This window comes from Planktothrix sp. FACHB-1355, assembly GCF_014748295.1.
GTDB classification, from domain to species: domain Bacteria; phylum Cyanobacteriota; class Cyanobacteriia; order Cyanobacteriales; family Aerosakkonemataceae; genus Aerosakkonema; species Aerosakkonema funiforme_A.
Map to the genome: position 1 here is coordinate 1 of NZ_JACJUP010000019.1, position 18,207 is coordinate 18,207.

Annotated in this window: 15 protein-coding genes, 1 tRNA gene and 2 pseudogenes; 14 read left to right on the top strand and 4 right to left on the bottom strand. The window is 44.0% G+C overall.

All coding sequences use genetic code 11. The annotated features are described in order from the left end of the window. Positions 1–150: 150 nt before the first annotated feature. From H6S82_RS02405 to H6S82_RS02460, 12 genes and pseudogenes are all read left to right on the top strand, one after another. Positions 151–495 (top strand): annotated as a pseudogene (locus tag H6S82_RS02405) (glycine--tRNA ligase subunit alpha); the annotation flags it as partial. Positions 496–1,103: 608 nt separating this feature from the next. After that, the gene (ltrA, locus tag H6S82_RS02410; RefSeq protein WP_322112013.1) at positions 1,104–2,792 is read left to right on the top strand and encodes a group II intron reverse transcriptase/maturase; all 1,689 of its coding nucleotides are present in this window, start codon (positions 1,104–1,106) and stop codon (positions 2,790–2,792) included. A gap of 99 nt (positions 2,793–2,891) precedes the next feature. Continuing rightward, a pseudogene (locus H6S82_RS02415) lies at positions 2,892–3,464 on the top strand (glycine--tRNA ligase subunit alpha); the annotation flags it as partial. Between the two features lie 102 nt (positions 3,465–3,566). Further along, positions 3,567–4,046: a DUF4079 family protein gene (locus tag H6S82_RS02420; protein ID WP_190474180.1), complete on the top strand. Its 480-nt coding sequence runs from the start codon at positions 3,567–3,569 to the stop codon at positions 4,044–4,046. 16 nt (positions 4,047–4,062) lie between these two features. Continuing rightward, positions 4,063–6,351 (top strand): ComEC/Rec2 family competence protein, encoded by a 2,289-nt coding sequence (locus tag H6S82_RS02425; RefSeq protein ID WP_190474181.1) that lies wholly within the window; start codon positions 4,063–4,065, stop codon positions 6,349–6,351. A gap of 50 nt (positions 6,352–6,401) precedes the next feature. Continuing rightward, positions 6,402–6,488 (top strand) — tRNA-Ser (locus H6S82_RS02430). Between the two features lie 627 nt (positions 6,489–7,115). Further along, complete coding sequence (locus H6S82_RS02435) at positions 7,116–8,072, top strand: type I restriction endonuclease (RefSeq protein ID WP_199315593.1); 957 nt, start codon at positions 7,116–7,118, stop codon at positions 8,070–8,072. A 12-nt stretch (positions 8,073–8,084) separates the two neighbouring features. Then, on the top strand, positions 8,085–8,546 hold the full coding sequence (locus H6S82_RS02440; protein WP_190474184.1) for an ArsC/Spx/MgsR family protein: 462 nt from the start codon (positions 8,085–8,087) through the stop codon (positions 8,544–8,546). Between the two features lie 46 nt (positions 8,547–8,592). Beyond that, a complete protein-coding gene (locus H6S82_RS02445; protein WP_190474185.1) occupies positions 8,593–8,934 on the top strand; it encodes a hypothetical protein in 342 nt (113 codons plus the stop codon). A gap of 48 nt (positions 8,935–8,982) precedes the next feature. After that, positions 8,983–9,336, top strand: a complete 354-nt coding sequence (locus H6S82_RS02450) for a cupin domain-containing protein (protein ID WP_190474187.1) — start codon at positions 8,983–8,985, stop codon at positions 9,334–9,336. Continuing rightward, complete coding sequence (locus H6S82_RS02455; RefSeq protein WP_190474188.1) at positions 9,311–9,442, top strand: TOBE domain-containing protein; 132 nt, start codon at positions 9,311–9,313, stop codon at positions 9,440–9,442. Before H6S82_RS02450 ends, H6S82_RS02455 begins: the two co-directional genes overlap by 26 nt. A gap of 244 nt (positions 9,443–9,686) precedes the next feature. Further along, positions 9,687–10,481 carry a sulfite exporter TauE/SafE family protein gene (locus tag H6S82_RS02460; protein WP_242056785.1) on the top strand — a complete coding sequence of 265 codons (795 nt, stop codon included), beginning with the start codon at positions 9,687–9,689 and terminating at the stop codon, positions 10,479–10,481. Positions 10,482–10,650: 169 nt separating this feature from the next. On the opposite strand, the gene modB is transcribed toward H6S82_RS02460, so the two are convergent. Both modB and modA read right to left on the bottom strand, forming a co-directional pair. Then, positions 10,651–12,501: a molybdate ABC transporter permease subunit gene (modB, locus tag H6S82_RS02465; RefSeq protein WP_190474190.1), complete on the bottom strand. Its 1,851-nt coding sequence runs from the start codon at positions 12,499–12,501 to the stop codon at positions 10,651–10,653. A gap of 105 nt (positions 12,502–12,606) precedes the next feature. Beyond that, the gene (modA, locus tag H6S82_RS02470) at positions 12,607–13,404 is read right to left on the bottom strand and encodes a molybdate ABC transporter substrate-binding protein (protein WP_190474192.1); all 798 of its coding nucleotides are present in this window, start codon (positions 13,402–13,404) and stop codon (positions 12,607–12,609) included. A gap of 127 nt (positions 13,405–13,531) precedes the next feature. On the opposite strand from modA, the gene H6S82_RS33855 reads away from it, so the two are divergent. Next, positions 13,532–14,011 (top strand): molybdopterin-binding protein, encoded by a 480-nt coding sequence (locus H6S82_RS33855; protein ID WP_190474195.1) that lies wholly within the window; start codon positions 13,532–13,534, stop codon positions 14,009–14,011. Between the two features lie 42 nt (positions 14,012–14,053). Here the strand turns inward: H6S82_RS33855 and purN are convergent, their stop codons facing one another. Next, positions 14,054–14,710 carry a phosphoribosylglycinamide formyltransferase gene (gene purN / locus H6S82_RS02480; RefSeq protein ID WP_190474197.1) on the bottom strand — a complete coding sequence of 219 codons (657 nt, stop codon included), beginning with the start codon at positions 14,708–14,710 and terminating at the stop codon, positions 14,054–14,056. 18 nt (positions 14,711–14,728) lie between these two features. Between purN and H6S82_RS02485 the strand changes: the two genes are divergently transcribed. Next, positions 14,729–15,619 (top strand): sugar ABC transporter permease, encoded by an 891-nt coding sequence (locus tag H6S82_RS02485; RefSeq protein ID WP_242056786.1) that lies wholly within the window; start codon positions 14,729–14,731, stop codon positions 15,617–15,619. 78 nt (positions 15,620–15,697) lie between these two features. Here H6S82_RS02485 and H6S82_RS02490 read toward each other — a convergent pair whose 3' ends face one another. Then, positions 15,698–18,046: a heavy metal translocating P-type ATPase gene (locus H6S82_RS02490; RefSeq protein ID WP_190474198.1), complete on the bottom strand. Its 2,349-nt coding sequence runs from the start codon at positions 18,044–18,046 to the stop codon at positions 15,698–15,700. Positions 18,047–18,207 lie beyond the last annotated feature (161 nt).

Here is an 18,207-nt window from a genome sequence, read left to right on the forward strand (position 1 = left end):
CGTTTCTCTCGCCGCTTTATTAATGTAACAAGCCTGCCAAGAAGTGTCAAGCGGTTTGGCAAATTTTTTTTTTGATGGCTCAAACGGTCTCACCAGGCAGCTTTTCGGCCAAAATGATGGAGTTAGTCAAAGCGCAGCAGGAAAAAATTTGTGAATTTTCAGTCGGTCATTGCCACACTCAGTCAGTTTTGGAGCGATCGCGGTTGCCTGATCGCCCAGCCCTATGACATAGAGAAAGGTGCAGGCACTAAAAATCCTCATACCTTTCTGAGAGCGATCGGCCCCGAACCTTGGGCAGTTGCATACGTGGAACCCTGTCGCCGTCCGGGAGATGGACGCTATGGCGAAAATCCGAATCGCTTTCAGCACTACTATCAGTACCAAGTCCTGATCAAACCTTCACCGGATAACATCCAAGAGATATATCTGGATTCTTTGAGGGCGCTGGGTATCCGTCCCGAAGATCGGGATATTCGGTTTGTGGAAGATAATTGGGTGCGATTCGTTTAACCTAAAGTAAGCTGAAAAGCTTGCGGGACGGTTAGCCCAACCGATAAGGTTGGTGACAGCTGATTACACTTCTAGGTGCGGGGTACCTCCCCTAGTCCTGGCTCTCAAGTGCAGAGGGAAAAGCGTATCCCCTATTTTGATGAGTAGCAACCATCAGGGTAAAGCGGGGATAAAAGGCAGAAATACTGATAGCCGAATTCGGTAACTGTCGAGCAAGAATCCATGCGTAGCGAAAGCGAAGATGTGTCAGAACCATCGTTAATTCCATATGGTCTAACGGCTGAATAAGACCAAGCCAAAAGGCAAGGATAGGGCATAAGCGGTTCCACGTTCCGACTTATAAGCACTGCCCAGAAACCCGGTGGACAGCATCACGCTAAAGATTCAACTGAGTGTAATTGGAACGAAGTAACTCTCTTAAACCTCTGGTAAGGTCGATTATCAGTAAGTAGCTAACGAACGGCGTAAGAGAGAAGGATTGTATCAGAAGCGAACGCCTTGCTGTAATGGCAAGGATATGCAGACGGATACACGATAACTCCACAGGATAAGACCAAGTAGCAATGAATACGTCTAATACACAGAACAATCTGATGGTGGAATGGCAAGACCTCAACTGGCGAAAGCTAGAACGAGTAACTTTCAAGTTGCAAAAGAGAATATTCCAAGCGAGTGAACGTGGTGATGTTAAAGCAGTTCGCAAACTCCAAAAGACCTTGATTAGGTCTTGGTCTGCAAGGTGTATTGCGGTTAGACGAGTCACTCAGGACAACCAATGCAAGAATACGGCTGGTGTGGATGGTGCGAAAACACTGTCCCCAAAGCAACGTATCGTCTTAACAAAGAACCTGAGAATCACTGGTAAATCCAAACCAGCCCGTAGGGTAATGATTGCCAAACCAGGGACAGACGAGAAACGACCGTTAGGAATACCGACAATACATGACCGGGCATTGCAAGCGCTACTAAAACTAGCGCTAGAGCCGGAATGGGAGGCTAAATTCGAGCCAAATAGCTACGGCTTTAGACCAGGACGTTCGTGCCACGATGCGATTGAAGCAATTTTTAGTAGTATCAAAACTAAGGCCAAATACGTGCTTGACGCTGATATTGCTAAATGCTTTGACCGTATAAACCATGAAGCGTTACTGAAAAAGATCGACACATTCCCGACGATGAGACGGCAGTTACGTGCATGGCTCAAAGCCGGGGTAGTTGACCAAGGAGAGTTATTCCCTACCAATGAAGGTACACCACAAGGCGGGGTTATTTCACCGCTATTGGCTAATATTGCCCTACATGGTATGGAAGAACGGGTTAAGCAATACGCGGAAACGCTAAAAGGGGATAAAGGGAAAGAGCGCAACCGTACATCCCTAAGCCTAATTCGATACGCAGATGACTTCGTGATAATACACGAGGATATCAATGTCGTAAAAACTTGCCAGAAAGTAATTGCAGATTGGTTGAGTGATATCGGACTGGAATTAAAACCAAGCAAAACCAAATTAACTCACACCTACAAGGAACTTGAAGGTAATGTAGGGTTTGATTTTCTGGGATTCCACATTCAACAGTACAAAGTAGGAAACTACCGATGTGCCAAGAGTACAAACGGAAAATTGCTAGGTTTTAAAACAATAATCACCCCCTCCAAAGCCAAAGTCAAAAATCATCTGGACAAAATTGCCGAGGTAATAGATAATCACAAAACCGCCTCACAAGCTGCTTTAATAAGCAAGCTGAGTCCTATAATTAGGGGCTGGTCAAACTATTACTCGACAGTGGTCAGCAAAGAAATTTTCTCAAAATTGGATATGCTGACTTATGAGAAATTAAGGGCTTGGGCTAAGAGAAGGGGGAAAGGTAACATCAACAAGGATAAATACTGGAGAACAGTAGGCAACCGAAGATGGTGTTTTAGCACCGAGGATGGACTGGAACTAGCCCAACACAAGGCAACGCCTATTATAAGGCACGTCAATGTGAAAGGTAGAGCAAGTCCATACAACGGGGACTGGACTTACTGGAGCAAGCGACGTGGAAAATACCCCGGAACCCCTAATAGAGTTTCAAAATTACTCAACAGGCAAAAGGGTAAATGTTCTCACTGTGGTCTGTACTTCACGAGTACAGACATTGTAGAAGTTGACCATGAAATACCAAAATCGTTAGGCGGAAAGGACGCCTACGGTAATCTCAGGCTTCTACATAAACATTGTCACGACATAAAAACGGCCAATGATGGTTCCCTCAAAAAGAACCATGATGAAACGTTTTGAATCGTATCCATAACAGGGATGGAGTTGTTGAGGAGCCGGATGAGGTGAAAGTCTCATGTCCGGTTCTGAAGGAGAGGTAGAAGTGGTGACGCTTCTATCGACTCTAACGAGGATGCAGCCGTAGGAGCCTGGGGTGTAGGTTGGGAAGTCTGGCTAGATGGTATGGAAATAACCCAATTTACCTACTTCCAGCAGTGTGGTGGCATTGATTGTCGTCCGGTGTCAATCGAAATCACCTACGGGCTGGAGCGATTGGCGATGTATCTTCAGGAAACGGATGCGATCGCCAAAATTAAGTGGACAGATAATGTCACCTACGGAGATGTTCACCTCCAGGGTGAGATAGAGCAGTGTGTCTATAACTTTGAAGCGTCCAATTCAGATATGCTCTTTACCCTGTTTAACCTCTACCAGCAGGAAGCAGAGCAATTAATTCAGCGAGGGCTTGTTTTACCGAGCCTTGACTACGTTTTGAAATGTTCTCATACTTTTAACCTGTTGGACGCCAGAGGAGTCATTTCTGTAACCGAGCGGACTCGCTATATTGGTAAAATTCGCAATATGGCACGGCAAGTAGCGCAGCTTTACTTGCAACAACGGGAAAAACTTGGTTTTCCACTGCTAAAATCCCAACAGACTGGGCAGCAGTCGCCAGTTCAACTGGTATCTTAATGAAGGGTATTGGGTGCAGGGAAAAATTCCCAATCTGTAATACCCAAATCCCGAACTTCGATCGCATAAGTAAACCCAAGAACTGAGTATTGTCTGGAAAAAGTGAGTAATCTGAGCCAACTTCTCGAACCAATTGCTGATGTATTCAGAAAGATGGGACTTCCCGATCCTATAATTCATTGGGGGCATCCCCTGATGATGGCGATTGTCATCTTCGTGATGGGTAGCTTTGTAGGATGGGCTGGATGGCGCGGACGTTTGGTTAGCGATACAGATACCGCAAATAAAAGTCGATCTGACCATCGTAAAGTGGCACCCTGGATGTTTCTGTTTTTGGCAGCAGGATACACTGGTGGGGTCTTGTCCTTGGTGATGCAGCACGAAGCAATACTAGATAGCCCTCATTTTTGGACAGGATCTGTAGTATTGTTACTGCTGGGTATCAACGCCGCGATCGCTCTAACCCGCTTTGGCAACGATAAAGCATCGTTCCGCACGGTTCATGCCTATTTGGGTAGTACAGCACTTTGTTTGTTGTTCGTTCATGCTGTGCTGGGGTTGAAGCTGGGTTTGTCAATCTAGAAACGAACCTTCAATAATGAGAGCAGCCACAAGCGGAGTTATTCTTTGTCTGGCCTATATTCTTGGCCTATTATTTACGGCTTTTCCTCCTTGGGGGGGTTACGCCGTACTCGCTTTAGGCATAGGAGCGGCAGCACTGGTGCCCCGTTTGTGGCGTAAAGGCCCTAAGTCCTGGTTATGGGTGGCAGCAGGTGTTGTCGGATTGCTGGCAAGTCTGTATTTCCAGACAAAAGTGCCAAAACCAGCAACTAATGATATTAGTTTGCAAGAAAAAGCTCTCGAACAAGTAGTCACGGTGCGGGGCAAAATAGAGGATATGCCCCGCCTCACCCGCAGTCAAAGGGTACAATTTTGGTTAAATGTGACGCAACTCGATGAAATTGTCGGTAGCGATCGCCCTGTGGAGGTAGGCAAAGAGGTTACAGGCAAATTGTATGTGACCGTACCCTTACTTCAAGGCACAGGTTTATATCCTGGAGAAACGATCGCAGTTACAGGTATTTTATACAAACCCGAATCCGCCACCAATCCGGGCAGCTTTGATTTTAAAGCTTATTTAGCTCAACAAGGTGCTTTTGCAGGTCTCAAAGGACGTCAGGTAAACCTAATTAACGAACAAGCAAGTTCTCAATGGGGATGGTGGACGATCAGACAAAGAATTATTCGCTCCCAGACACATTGGTTGGGCATTCCTGAAGGGCCATTAGTCAGTGCAATGGTTCTGGGAAGTCAAACAGTAAACTTATATTTATCTCCCGAAATTAGAGACCAATTTGCTAGGGTTGGGTTAGCTCACGCTTTAGCAGCATCTGGCTTTCAAGTATCGCTTATTTTAGGTATTGTTTTAGCTCTGACAAGACGTTTACCACTAAGAGTGCAATTTGTTTCTGGTATTGCATCTCTTTTGTTTTTTATAGGTTTGGCAGGGGTACAAGCGCCTGTCCTACGAGCGGTTGTAATGGGAGTAGGCGCTTTAATTGCTTTAGTAATGAAGCGAAAAATTAGGCAATTTAGTTCTTTTTTAATAGCGGCAACTATATTGCTGCTATTTAATCCTTTGTGGATTTGGGATTTGAGTTTTCAACTGAGTTTTCTGGCAACTTTGGGATTGTTAGTAACAGCGCCAGTAATAATCCAATGGCTGGACTGGATACCGCCCCTATTCGCTTCTGTAATATCTATCCCAATGGCTGCTTCGTTATGGACTTTACCGTTACAATTATACGCTTTTAAAGTAATTTCTCCCTACAGTCTTCCGGTTAATATAACGACGACAATATTAGTCACAATTATCAGTATTGGTGGATTTATCAGTGCAATAGCAGCATTGATTTGGCCGTTGGCAGGAAGCGCTTTAGCTTGGACGCTGTATTACCCTACTCACTGGTTGATTGCGCTAGTAGAATATTTTTGCCAGTTACCGGGAAATTCTGTAGCAGTTGGAGCTATATCTATATTGCAATTGATAGCGCTTTACGGAATAATTTGTTTAGTTTGGCTTCTACGTTGGTGGCATCGCCGTTGGTGGTTGGCTGCAATTGTGGCGATCGCTCTCGTTGCTATCCCTATTTGGCAAGAGTCCACTACTTTGTTTCAGGTGACTGTGTTGGCGACAGGTAGGGAACCTGTAATGGTGATTCAAGACCGAGGGAAAGTTGCATTAATTAATAGTGGAGATAGTAATGCAGCGCGGTTTGCTGTAATACCTTTTTTGCAACAGGAAGGTATTAATAAAATAGATTGGGCGATCGCTACAACTACCCAGCAGGCAACGAGCAGAGGATGGTCAATAATCCAGGAACGTCTACCTATTGCCAATTTCTACGGTAATACTTCCTCAAAAGTTGACTCTAGCAGTCAACTTTCTTTAAATCCAGTCCAATTCGGTCAGGCAACTTACCAACCTTTGACAAGCGATCGCACTTTGCAGATCGGCTCGACAACAATTAAATTAATTGATGCGGAGTTTCCTATATTGCAATTCCAGATCAAAGAACAAAGCTGGATATTACTGGGAGATATTCAGCCAGATCAGCAAAAACTTTTGGCAAAGAAAAGAGAATTGTCCAAGAATTTGGTGCTTTGGTGGTCTGGACAGCGTTTAACGCCGGAACTGCTGAAAGTACTACAACCAGGAGTTGCGATCGCTTCTTCTAGCGCGATCGATCCGGAAACTGCCACTTACTTGCAAAAAGCGAAAACTCAGGTCTACAATCCCAGCCGTAGTGGGGCCATCCAATTAACTGCCGACGGCCAATTTGAGACAACACTCGAATTAACAGAAGATCGAGCTTCTTTGCTGTGAAGGGCTGGCAAGTTATCGCGAAAAGCGCTATGATATATCATGCGCCTGTTGGAGAGGTGGCAGAGCGGTTGAATGCGGCGCACTCGAAATGCGCTTTGGCGGCAACGTCAACGTGGGTTCAAATCCCACCCTCTCCGTTGAAAAATGCAGAAGAGTGTGGCTGAACGGATGTACCTGGCTAATTAATTGTCATATGTGACAAATTACTCCTTTGCCAATGAAAGAATACCTAAGCTGAGAAGGGCGAAGCATTCTGTGAGAAAGCGGATCTGTAAAGCCATATAGTATTGTCGGAATGCTTCGCCCATACATAATCTTGTGGCCGGAACTGAGTAAGTCGTTGTGCCAAATTGTTGTCATCAAATAAGCGCTAGCAAATTATTTTCATCTAAATCTCTAAGAAAAGTACCAGATTTACGGCTAATTTTTGAGAATGTGGGTGGGTTAAAAAGCTAACGTTGTAAGGCTTTCGGACAAAATTTTTACCCCCTTCTGGTTTATGAAAAAATATTATTATTTTGGTTTTTTTTATTTTAGTAGAGCAGAAAATTTTGGTAAAATAGAAAATTTACAATTTTCTATTACCTGGTCTAGAAATACTCGTACCCTGACCCAAAAAAAATTTGAAACGTTGACTGTAAACAGATTACCGTGTGCGAGTACATCCCTAATTGCTAAATGCCAATCAGAACAGGCGTGTGATACCAATATAGTTGGTAAACAATAAAAACTAGCTGTATTGCCATTAGCGCTTTCTGGAATTCATGAATCGATCGCCCAAAAACACAGTCAATCGCACTAGAGATCCTGTCCCTTCGTGGCTGAAGTCCTCTAAGACTATTGAACCGAGTGTAGAACGTATTCTAACCTGGTTCGAGGTGTTAGGCTATACTGTTTTGTTGCAATCAGATATTGTTTCTGGACGACATCAGGCAATTTTGCGAAGTTATTGCAACGGCATCCTGAGCGATCGCTTTTGTCAAGCAATGCAGCGAATCAACCCGGATGTCTCACCTCAGGAGATAGAAAATCTCCTTTATGAATTAACAGCAAATCGTTCCATACCGATAATGCAACAAAACCGTCAATGGCATCTGCAATTATTGGATGGTATAAAAATCAACTCTTCAGGAACCGATCGCAGTAAACCGATAACCTTGCAATTGTTAGATTTTTCCAATCTCCTGAACAACGATTGGTTAGCGATCTACTCTTTTCCTGTAATTGAAGGAGACTATCAGCATTGCCTGGATCTGGTTGTCTTTATTAATGGATTACCACTAGCAGTATTTCATGGTGTTCATACAGGTGAAAAATCATGGTCACTGCGAGCAGCTTGTTTACAACTTCAAGAGTATCAAGCTCACCTACCCAAATTTTTTTCGTTCAATGAGTTGCTGGTGCTTTCCAATGGAACGCAATCTCGTATTGGTACACTCACCAGCCAATGGAAACAGTTTATTCCCATTCGATCAGTTAACGGAGAAGATATTCCTTTCTCAGGACATGGTGAAATAGAAACCTTAATAGGAGGTATTTTCGATAAGCGTCGTTTTTTTGAAATTATGCAGCATTTTCTTGTATTTCGACAAAGCCGGACAAAGTTAACCAAGAAATTACGTTCTCATTCATTTTGTACAATTAATATTCCCAAGTCAAAGAATTTTACTAGCTTAACCTGCGATGCAGGACGAATTTGTCACTTTTCTAAACATCATTGAGGAGGAAATCAAATGACAACTGTTATCTTTTATGAAAAACCAGGCTGTATCAACAACAAAAAGCAAAAAGCATTGTTGTCAGCGGCAGGACATATCGTTGAAGCTTATAATTTGTTGACTCAATCCTGGACTGTTGAAACACTAAGGCCATTTTTTGGGAATTTGCCAGTTACAGAATGGTTTAATTACACTGCACCTTCAATTAAATCAGGGAAGATTGTTCCCGCGCTATTGGATGCAGAAACTGCCTTAAATTTGATGCTCGAAGACCCTCTATTGATTCGTCGTCCCCTCATACAAGTTGGCGAGCGCCGGGAAGTTGGCTTTGACAGTAATAAAATTGCAGCCTGGATTGGGTTAGAAGCAATAGATAAGTCTTACCAGGTTGTTCGAGATAACTTAATCCAGCAAGATTTACAAACTTGTCCCAACAGCAATCAGCCACATCCTACCCCTTGTAAAGTTGTTGAATAAAATCTCACCAAATTAATCGAGTTTAATACTTTTGAGCGAGTTACTTATGAAAACGTTCATTCTTCCTCCCGACGATCTGGCTCCCATTTGCACATCTGTAGATCGAGACTTACTGTCACAACTTCAGGAAGCTGTGAGCAACCATTTTTATGCAGGTTGCGATCGCATTACGCAAACACTCTTGACTCAATGCCAGTGGTCACTGACAACAAACCAAGACGTGCCAACACTGAAGATTTTCTGTCCTGATGCTGAAACCTACTGGGACATTGTTGGCAATATGGAAAACATCAGCGAATATTTGTCTCGCGTGACCCAAAGCAGCAGAATAGAGGTTATTCCTGGAGACAAGAAAAACATCTACTTTGAAGTCGAAACTGGTGCATAAGCCAGAAATAAGTCAAATCGATTTGTATTGTATTGAGAGGTTCATATCATGGTTACTTCCACAACAAAACTGGTTGGATTCGCTACTCAACTGCGCGATCTAATTGAATATGGAGACTCAGGAGTACGCCGCCAGATCGTTACTAAAGACGAAAAACGCCAAGCAATCTTAGTCTGCTTAAAAGCAGGAACTGTTTTAAACAGCCATACTTCGTCCCATGATGGATTTATTACCGTCATTGAAGGACAAGGAGTTTTCACATTGGAAGGACAAGAAATCGCGCTAGAGCCGGGTGTGTTTGTTGCCATGCCTGCCAACGCGGTTCATTCCGTGAATGCGATCGCTAATTTAGCCTTCTTAAAAATAGTCGATCGCCATGACGATTGTCAGGAACATCCTTAATCTACAAGTGATTATCAAAGCATCGGCGGAAAACTTGGGACTGACAGCAGGGAAACAAGTGTACGCAGTAATCAAGTCATCAGATGTGATGATCGCCGTCGATTAGACCGTTCGATCGCTTTGAACGCAACGAGTAAGTCATCAAATGTCCTGCCAATTGGCCATAATTACAAAGCTTTTAAAACAAGGGTTTCAGCAATTTATATTATGGCTGATTTGGCGGACATCATATCAAACCCGCAAGGAGGAGCCGAAGCCTACATCTGAGACAGTCGAAACCAATGATTTCTAAGTCGATCCCACTGGGGTCAAAGTAAACTATTCATAATGTCTCTGTTGTAGATGTGTGTATGTCAATGCGGAATATGTCGGCGTTTGCTTGGGGTGCTTTGGTCGGAGTTCTTGGTGGGCTAATCGGTTTGGGTGGTGCAGAGTTCCGCTTACCGATTTTACTGAGCGTATTTAACTATCACACCCTACAAGCGATCGTTATTAATCTCATCGTGAGCCTTGTAACAGTAATATTCTCGTTTATTTTTCGGAATCACGTTATTGGTCTTGAGAATGTTGCAGCAAATTGGGTAGCGATCGTCAATATTCTGGCAGGCTCTCTCATCGGTTCTTATGTTGGAGTTCACTATGCAACCCGAATTAACGAACGAGCGTTAAATCGAGTTATCGTAGTTTTTCTAATTTTTATAAGCTTTGTATTGATAGGGCATAATCTCATCTTCAGTTTGGGAAGTTTGCAACTGCCAAGTCTATTGAAAATCAGCATAGCGTTTGCAGCGGGAATTGTGATTGGCATATTCAGCAGTATGCTAGGTGTAGCAGGCGGTGAGTTGATTATTCCAACAATTATTCTGGTATTTGCAGTTGACATTAAATTGGCGGGTAGTTTGAGCCTTGCGATTAGCATTCCCACAATTGTGATGGGTCTATTCAAATACAAAAGTCAGCAACGGCTAAAGGGAGTTGAATCAGAACAAAAATTTATTGTTTCAATGGCTTCAGGCTCAATTCTGGGTGCATTTATTGGGAGTAATTTGTTGAGGTATGTATCAAGCTCTCTGCTGTACCTAATACTGGGGACAATTTTGTTATTGTCAGCGTTGAAATTAACAAAGCATAAGCCAGCGGCATAATATATAGCAAAAGTCAAAAGTCAAAAGCTTGCTGTGAATTGGTTATAGGGTTTTAGGATGCCCTAACCGCACTCGCGGTTGCTATAGCTAGGGGCTATGGCATCCGGAAGACGAAAAATGGTTATTTTCAAAGAGGATAGAGAGTTTTGCAGAGTTGTTTATCTGGGGTTTAATCAACCATTAAGATTAGACGGAGAGGATCGAACCGCGCATACCAAGGAAACGGATGATTCTTGATTGCTTCCCACTTCTCTTTGAAAATTTCTGCCTGTACGTGGTAATCCTGCGCGTTTTCAGGTGCAGCATTTAACTTGAGGAAAAGTGTCATGCGGTGTGGTGTTTCACTGGTTGAAGCTAACCAGCACGGAAACGTATTATTCAAATTTGAATCAGCATTAGGCATAAGACTAATTTGATGGGCACGAATACCCACATCTGCCAGGTCATCGGGAATAGCTTCCACGACTTGTAAGGTAACGCCCCAATCGATCGCTTCGATCTTATCCACTCCCAGAGCAGTAGCACGAGAAAAGTTTTTGCATCCCGTCAGTTGTGCAACGCGAATAGTACGAGGATGTTCAAAAATCTGATGTTTGGCATCAAAAGCGATCGGTTTGCCACCTGACATCACCATCAATTTTTCACAGACCCGATAGGCTTCCTCTAAATTATGCGTTACAAACAACGTCACACCAGAATAGGTAGACAAAGTTTCGATCAATTGACGCTCGACTTGACTGCGAAGATAAGTATCCAGCGCCGAAAATGGTTCGTCGAGTAATAAAGCTTCCGGTTCGGTTGCTAGCGCCCTTGCTAAGGCAACTCTTTGTTGCTGTCCGCCCGAAAGTTGATGGGGATAGCGATCGCCTAATCCCTGTAATTGCAGTAAAGCAAGGTGTTGATTTACTCGTTGCGATCGCAATCGTTTTGGTAAACGCTGCAAGCCAAAGGCAATATTTTGGGCAACGGTCATATGAGGAAACAAGGCATAGTTTTGAAACACCAAACTGACTTTGCGCTGATGACTGGGGACATCGATCCGCTTTTCCGAATCAAACAAAGTCTGACCGTTCAAGACAATTCGTCCTTCGGTCGGTGTTTCTACTCCAGCAATACAGCGAAGAGTCATGCTCTTGCCAGAGCCAGATCCACCCAGTAGCCCTAATGTTTCTTCCTGAGCCGTAAAGGTAGTTTTGAGTGTAAAGTTGGCAAGCTGTTTCTCAATATCAACTAACAATCCTTCCTCAAACTGGTGTAACTGGGGTCGAGCCAGTGGCACGATTTGGGCAAGTTCAGTCTTTCTATGTCTGCCATTAACAGGTTCATTGGCTTCAACTACTCCAAACTTCCCTTGAATCTTGCGCTCGTATTGCTTCTGCCACAAGTTTACTGCCACGATCCCCGATAGCGAGATCGTCATAATTGCGATTACCCACAGCCAAGCTTCATTAATAGCCCCTGCTTCCACCGCAAAGTAAATTGCCATTGGAATAGTTTGAGTTTGACCGGGAATATTTCCGGCTAACATCAACGTTGCGCCAAATTCTCCTAACGCTCGTGCAAATCCCAGCATTGTTCCCGCCAGAATACCGGGGACGGAAAGCGGCAGCAACACCCGCCAGAAAATGCGTGCTTTTGATGCGCCCAGTGTTTGGGCAACTTGCAGCAAACTGCGATCGACCTGCTCAAATGCCCCTAATGCGGTTTTGTACATCAAGGGAAAACCCACAACTGTCGCCGTAATAACTGCCGCGTACCAGCTAAAGACGACTGTAAAATCAAACTGAGCCGTTAAGTGACCCAGCGGCCCGTTTTTGCCAAACAACAACAGCAATATAAAGCCCACAACAGTAGGCGGCAGAATCAACGGCGAAACAAAAATGCCCTCAATGACTGACTTCCAGCGTCCTCGATAACCCAACATCCAGTAGGCAGCTGCAATCCCTGTAAAGAATATGGCAATGGTTGCAAGCCCTGCGGTTTTCAGCGAAATCCATAACGGGGAAAGATCGGCAGTCATAACAACGAGGTATATCAATAAAAAGTGTGAGGAGGGAATGATGTAGCTAGCTTCATTTGAAACTTGCAATTTCTTTGAGCCAACTATGATTCAATAGGTCAGTTTCTATCGAGCAATGCCGAAGCCGTATTGCCTAAATACAGCTTGAGCTTGTCCGCTCGTTAAGAATTGAGCGTAGGTACGAGCGGCTTGCTGATTGCGACTGGCTGTAATTACTGCCATTGGATAAACGATCGCAGAGTGCAAGTTACTGGGAGCAGTTGCTACTTGTTTGACCTGGTTAGAAATTTTGGCATCAGTGGCATAAACAATTCCGGCATCTGCGTTACCACTTTCTACACTTCCTAAAACATTCCGAACTGAGTTGCCGTAAACGAGCTTGGGTTGCACTTGTGCTAAAATTCCTAGATTTTTAAACACTTCTTCCGCATATTGCCCAGCCGGGACGCTACGTGGCTCTCCAACGGAAATCTTTTTGATGTTTGAGTCGGTTAACTGTCGGAAGTTTGTCAGCTGTAATGTCGAGTTGCTGGGTACTACTAGAACTAAGCTGTTGGTTAGTAAGTTGCGACGAGTATCGGTTACAATCAAATTTTTCTGCTGCAAGGTATCCATTTGTTTATTTGCCGCAGAAATGAATAGGTCGATCGGTGCGCCCTGCTCGATTTGCTGTTGAAGTGGCCCAGAGGCGGCAAAATTGTAGTTGACTGTAATGCCTCGATTGGCAGATTCAAAGAGGGGATCGAGTTGTTGCAGGGCATTTTGCAAACTAGCTGCGGCTCCAATTAGAAGTGTGGTAGACTGCGCTTTGGCTGGAACGGGTATGAGTACCTTGAAGCCGATCGCTAGCAGGAGAGTTGCTAGAAATCCGCTCAGAAAGGCGAGAATGCGTCTTCGTTTCATAAGACTTGAGTTGGCAGGGTAGCGTTGCTATGGTTAGATCGGGGAAATCGAACATCGATTTACCGCTGGAATATATAACCATCGGGCTATCATACCAACTTTATACCAACCTATTTGGTATCAAAAAATGCCAAGAAAAGAGCAAGGGTGGATTACCTTCCAATCCTCAGATGAAGAACGGCGAATTCTGGAACAGATGAGCCAGCAGACCCAGCGCACTAAAACAGAAATCTTGCGAGAAATGATTCGGCAGATGGGGAAAACTCTTTCCTCTGCCCCGTTTGATGTCAACGCGATCGATTTTTCCGAGGATTTAGAGGAAGAAGCAGAAGAAGCGATACCTTCGGTGAGCGTCGCGAACGAGTCAATCAATACAGCAACGTTACAGTCTGTACAAATCAGTGCCCGCAACCTCTTGACAGCAAAAGTGAAACGAATTGTCAAAGGGAGCGTGAATGTGGAAGTTACCCTGGAGATCGCACCGGGAGTAGAGCTAGTATCGATTGTTACTCGTACATCGGCGGACAAGCTGGGGTTAAAGAAGGGAAAAGAAGTCTTCGCGGTGATTAAATCGAGCAGTGTGATGATTGCAGCAGGAGGGAGTTAAAAGTCACTCATTCAAAATTCCTCTTCCCTCTCCCTTGCTTTTTCATTTATATATTTTGGCAGCTAAGGCGATCGCTCTCGGTAAAATCCGATGTTCCTGCACCTGTATTCTCGCGTGCAGCGTTTCCGAAGTATCATTTGGCAGTATCGGTACGGCAGCTTGCATCAAAATTGGGCCGCTATCCACTTCCGGGACAACTAGGTGAACCGTACAACCAGTAATTTTTACACCAGTAGCGAGAGCTTGTTCGATAGCGCGGACACCCCGAAAACTGGGTAACAAGCTGGGATGAATGTTAATCAACCGATTCGGAAAAGCATCAATTAATACCGGGGTAACAATTCGCATCCAACCTGCCATAATGACCCACTCAACGCCGAATTGTTGGAAAGTCTCCACAATTTTGGCATCCAAATCTTCTCGCTTTTGATAATCTCGGTGATTGAGGAGGAGAGAAGGAACACCCCAACGTTCTGCTCTGGCGACGACTTTGGCGTCAGGATTATTGTAAATCAATACTTGTGTTTTGGCATTGAGTTCTCCAGATGCGATCGCTTCTGCAACTGCCTCAAAGTTACTACCATTCCCAGAAGCCATGATACCCAATTTTAAAGGTACGGCTGGGATTGAGCGATCGAGCGGAACATCGGGCGAAATGAGACTGGGGGTAGAATCAACTGATATGGGATTGGCAGTCATGGCAACTGGGAGGAAACTTTGCTGAGGCCAAAAGTATATGGTAAATCTTGGTTGGACAATGATGCGATCGCGGCCTGGATTTTTTTAGCTCCGGCACTGATTTTACTCGGTGTGTTTGTCTTGTGGCCGATCGCCTACCTGTTTTACTTAAGCTTTACAGCAGGTAACTTTACTCAAGCCGGTACTCGCTGGGTGGGATTGCGGAACTACTGGCGCTTAATCGTGACCCCAGATTTTTGGCAAGTTGTGGCTAACACAGCTTATTTTACAATTGCCACAGTCATTCCCAGCTTAGTTATTCCTTTGGGATTGGCAGTATTGTTGAATCGCGCCTTAAAATGGCGGGGTATACTGCGAACTGCTTATTTCATCCCCTCCATTACCTCTCTAGTTGCAGTTGGATTGGGATTTCGCTGGCTCTTTCAAACTGATGGGTCAGTTAATGCGTTTCTGAATGCGATCGGCATTCAACCAATTCCCTGGCTGATTAGCACAACTTGGGCAATGCCTGTATTGATTTTATTAAGTACCTGGAAACAGATCGGTTTCAATATGGTAGTGTTTTTAGCGGGACTGCAAGTAATTCCACAACAACTTTACGAAGCAGCCGAGTTAGATGGCGCGAATTCCTGGCAACAATTTTGGCATATTACTCTACCGAGTTTGCGATCGACTTTAGTATTTGCTACTGTCACTACAGCAATTTTTACGCTGCGAAGTTTCGAGCAAGTTTATGTGATTACTGGAGGCGGGCCTTTAAATTCTACTAACTTGTTGGTTTACTATATTTACGACCAAGCATTTGGCCAATTTGATTTTGGTTATGCAGCCGCAGCAGCCACAGTTTTGCTAGCAGTAACGCTGTTGTTGGTTTATCTACAATTGCGTAGTTGGGGTGAGCAAAAATGAGGAAATTTATCTAATTTGTAACTTTCGGATTGCTGGTAAAATACAGGTGCGTTACACCACATTAACGCACCCTACCAACTAAATACTTTTCGGCTGAAAGTTTCGCAAGCGCAGTGCGTTAGTTACAACAGAAACAGAACTGAAAGCCATCGCTGCGCCTGCAATAATTGGATTGAGTAACCAACCAAAGAAGGGGAACAGAATACCAGCTGCGATCGGAATTCCGGCGACATTGTAAATAAAGGCAAAGAAGAGATTTTGACGAATATTTTGCATGGTGGCGCGACTGAGTTGAATAGCTGTGACAATCGCTTGTAAATCTCCAGAAATTAGCGTGATATCGCTGGCTGCGATCGCTACATCTGTACCGGTACCGATCGCAATGCCTACATCCGCTTGCGCTAGCGCAGGTGCGTCGTTAATTCCATCTCCGACCATTGCGACAACGGATTTACGATTTTGTTTCCTTGCCAGGATTTTACGTGAGAATAGGGATTTTGAATTAGAAATTTTGTGACTGTTTTCCGCTTGAAGAGATTGGATAACAGTTGCTTTTCGATCGGGACGTACTTCGGCAAAGACGCGATCGATCCCTAAATCATGTGCGATCGCTTCAGCTGTTTTTCGATTATCTCCTGTCAGCATAACTACTTGTAAACCTAGCTTTTGCAGCGCTTTTATAGCATTAGCCGAAGAAACTTTGAGAGTATCGGCAATACCTATTAATCCTTGCACTTCTCCATCTACTGCTATCCAAACAACTGTTTTGCCATCTGCTTCCCACTGCGCTTGGTAATTTTGCAATGGCACGTCAAAATTTACAGTATCGATCGTCAGTTCTTGCAGCCACCGCTGTGTACCGATTTGTACAAGTCTTCCAGAAACAATACTTTGCACACCACTCCCAGCAATTGCTTGAAATTTTTCAGCTTCTGGTAGCGGAAAATCAACGCCTTGAGCTTTGGCGTAATTAACAATTGCTTCTGCCAAAGGATGTTCTGAATAACGTTCTACAGCAGCTGCTAATCGCAAAAGTTTGATTTCGTTGCTGTGAGCAGTTCCTAAAACCGTTACGTAGTTTGTTACGGTTGGTTTTCCTTCTGTGAGAGTACCAGTTTTATCGAATACAATGGTTTCGATTTTATGGACGAGTTCCAGACTATCTGCACCTTTAATTAAAATGCCGTTTTCTGCACCTTTACCGGTGCCTACCATCACGGAAGTGGGTGTAGCTAAACCCAACGCGCAAGGACAAGCAATAATTAAGACGCCGACAGCAGTCATTAAAGCTAGTGTCAAGTTACCTATGAGACTAAACCAGATAATGAAGGTTGCGATCGCAATGGCAATTACAGTCGGCACAAACCATCCTGTGATGCGATCGGCTAATCTTTGAATGGGTGCTTTAGAACCTTGAGCTTGTTGTACTAATTTGACAATTTGAGCCAAAACAGTATCTTTTCCTACTCGCGATGCACGGAATTTAAAACTACCAGTTTTATTTATTGTCGCTCCAATTACTTCATCCCCCGAATGTTTGCTCACAGGCAAACTTTCTCCTGTCACCATTGCTTCGTCTACCGTTGAGCTACCTTCAATTACTTCTCCATCAACGGGAATTTTTTCGCCAGGACGAACTACAATTATCTCACCAACTGTAACTTCAGCAATGGGAACATCTACTTCTTCTCCTGCGCGAATCACGCGAGCAGTTTTTGCTTGCAAACCCATCAGTTTGCGAATAGCTTCTGATGTTTGTCCCCTGGCGCGATTTTCCAAAAATCGTCCTAACAAAATTAAAGTAATAATAATAGCCGTACTCTCGTAATAAACATCAGGTTGTAAGGCAGGTTCTTCTGTTTCCACAAATAACTGCGGCCAAACAGTCGCAACCAAAGAATGTAAATATGCTGCACCTGTACCGAGAGCAATCAGAGTATTCATATCCGCGATGCGCCGTTTTACTGATTTCCAAGCTCCTTTGAAAAACGATTGACCGCACCATAATAGCACTGGCGTTGTTAACACTAATTGCACCCAAGCATTGTGCAAAAACATCGGTATGAATGGTATATGTAAGCCGGTCATTGCTGGGAGTGAACCGACAATTAGTATAATGCTGATGATTGCCCCTACTATCACTTTACGTTGCAATATTTGCTGTTCTTTTTGACGGGATGTTTTTTCGCGATCGTCCTCACCAGTTCCCAGTTCTTGCAGCGGTTGTGCTGTATATCCTGCGTCGGCGACAGCCTGTTGAATATTTTCTAAACTTGTGCGCTGCGGATGATACTTAACAGTAGCCTGTTCCATCCCGAAGTTAACGTTACAGTCCATAACTCCCGGTACAGATTTGATGGCTTGCTCAATGTTAGACGCACAAGCAGCACAGCCCATCCCTTCTAATCGTAGATACTCTGTTTTCATCCTTTACCACCTTTTTTGTTAGAGGAAGTTTTATTAAATATTTTTTATGCGGAGCTATACCCAGCCTTAACATATATTTAATAAAAATACCAAAGCGATCGTCTGACTGACAAGGTTAGTTTTTATTTTCATCGTAGGTTATGTGGCTAGTATTTCTAAGG

Coding starts and splice junctions, on each gene's coding strand:
- modB (WP_190474190.1), bottom strand. CDS start 12,501: ATGACTGCCGATCTTTCCCCGTTATGGATTTCGCTGAAAACCGCAGGG.
- H6S82_RS02425 (WP_190474181.1), top strand. CDS start 4,063: ATGAGAGCAGCCACAAGCGGAGTTATTCTTTGTCTGGCCTATATTCTT.
- H6S82_RS33855 (WP_190474195.1), top strand. CDS start 13,532: ATGCCAAGAAAAGAGCAAGGGTGGATTACCTTCCAATCCTCAGATGAA.
- H6S82_RS02460 (WP_242056785.1), top strand. CDS start 9,687: ATGTCAATGCGGAATATGTCGGCGTTTGCTTGGGGTGCTTTGGTCGGA.
- H6S82_RS02445 (WP_190474185.1), top strand. CDS start 8,593: ATGAAAACGTTCATTCTTCCTCCCGACGATCTGGCTCCCATTTGCACA.
- H6S82_RS02455 (WP_190474188.1), top strand. CDS start 9,311: ATGACGATTGTCAGGAACATCCTTAATCTACAAGTGATTATCAAAGCA.
- H6S82_RS02450 (WP_190474187.1), top strand. CDS start 8,983: ATGGTTACTTCCACAACAAAACTGGTTGGATTCGCTACTCAACTGCGC.
- modA (WP_190474192.1), bottom strand. CDS start 13,404: ATGAAACGAAGACGCATTCTCGCCTTTCTGAGCGGATTTCTAGCAACT.
- ltrA (WP_322112013.1), top strand. CDS start 1,104: ATGGTGGAATGGCAAGACCTCAACTGGCGAAAGCTAGAACGAGTAACT.
- purN (WP_190474197.1), bottom strand. CDS start 14,710: ATGACTGCCAATCCCATATCAGTTGATTCTACCCCCAGTCTCATTTCG.
- H6S82_RS02490 (WP_190474198.1), bottom strand. CDS start 18,046: ATGAAAACAGAGTATCTACGATTAGAAGGGATGGGCTGTGCTGCTTGT.
- H6S82_RS02435 (WP_199315593.1), top strand. CDS start 7,116: ATGAATCGATCGCCCAAAAACACAGTCAATCGCACTAGAGATCCTGTC.
- H6S82_RS02440 (WP_190474184.1), top strand. CDS start 8,085: ATGACAACTGTTATCTTTTATGAAAAACCAGGCTGTATCAACAACAAA.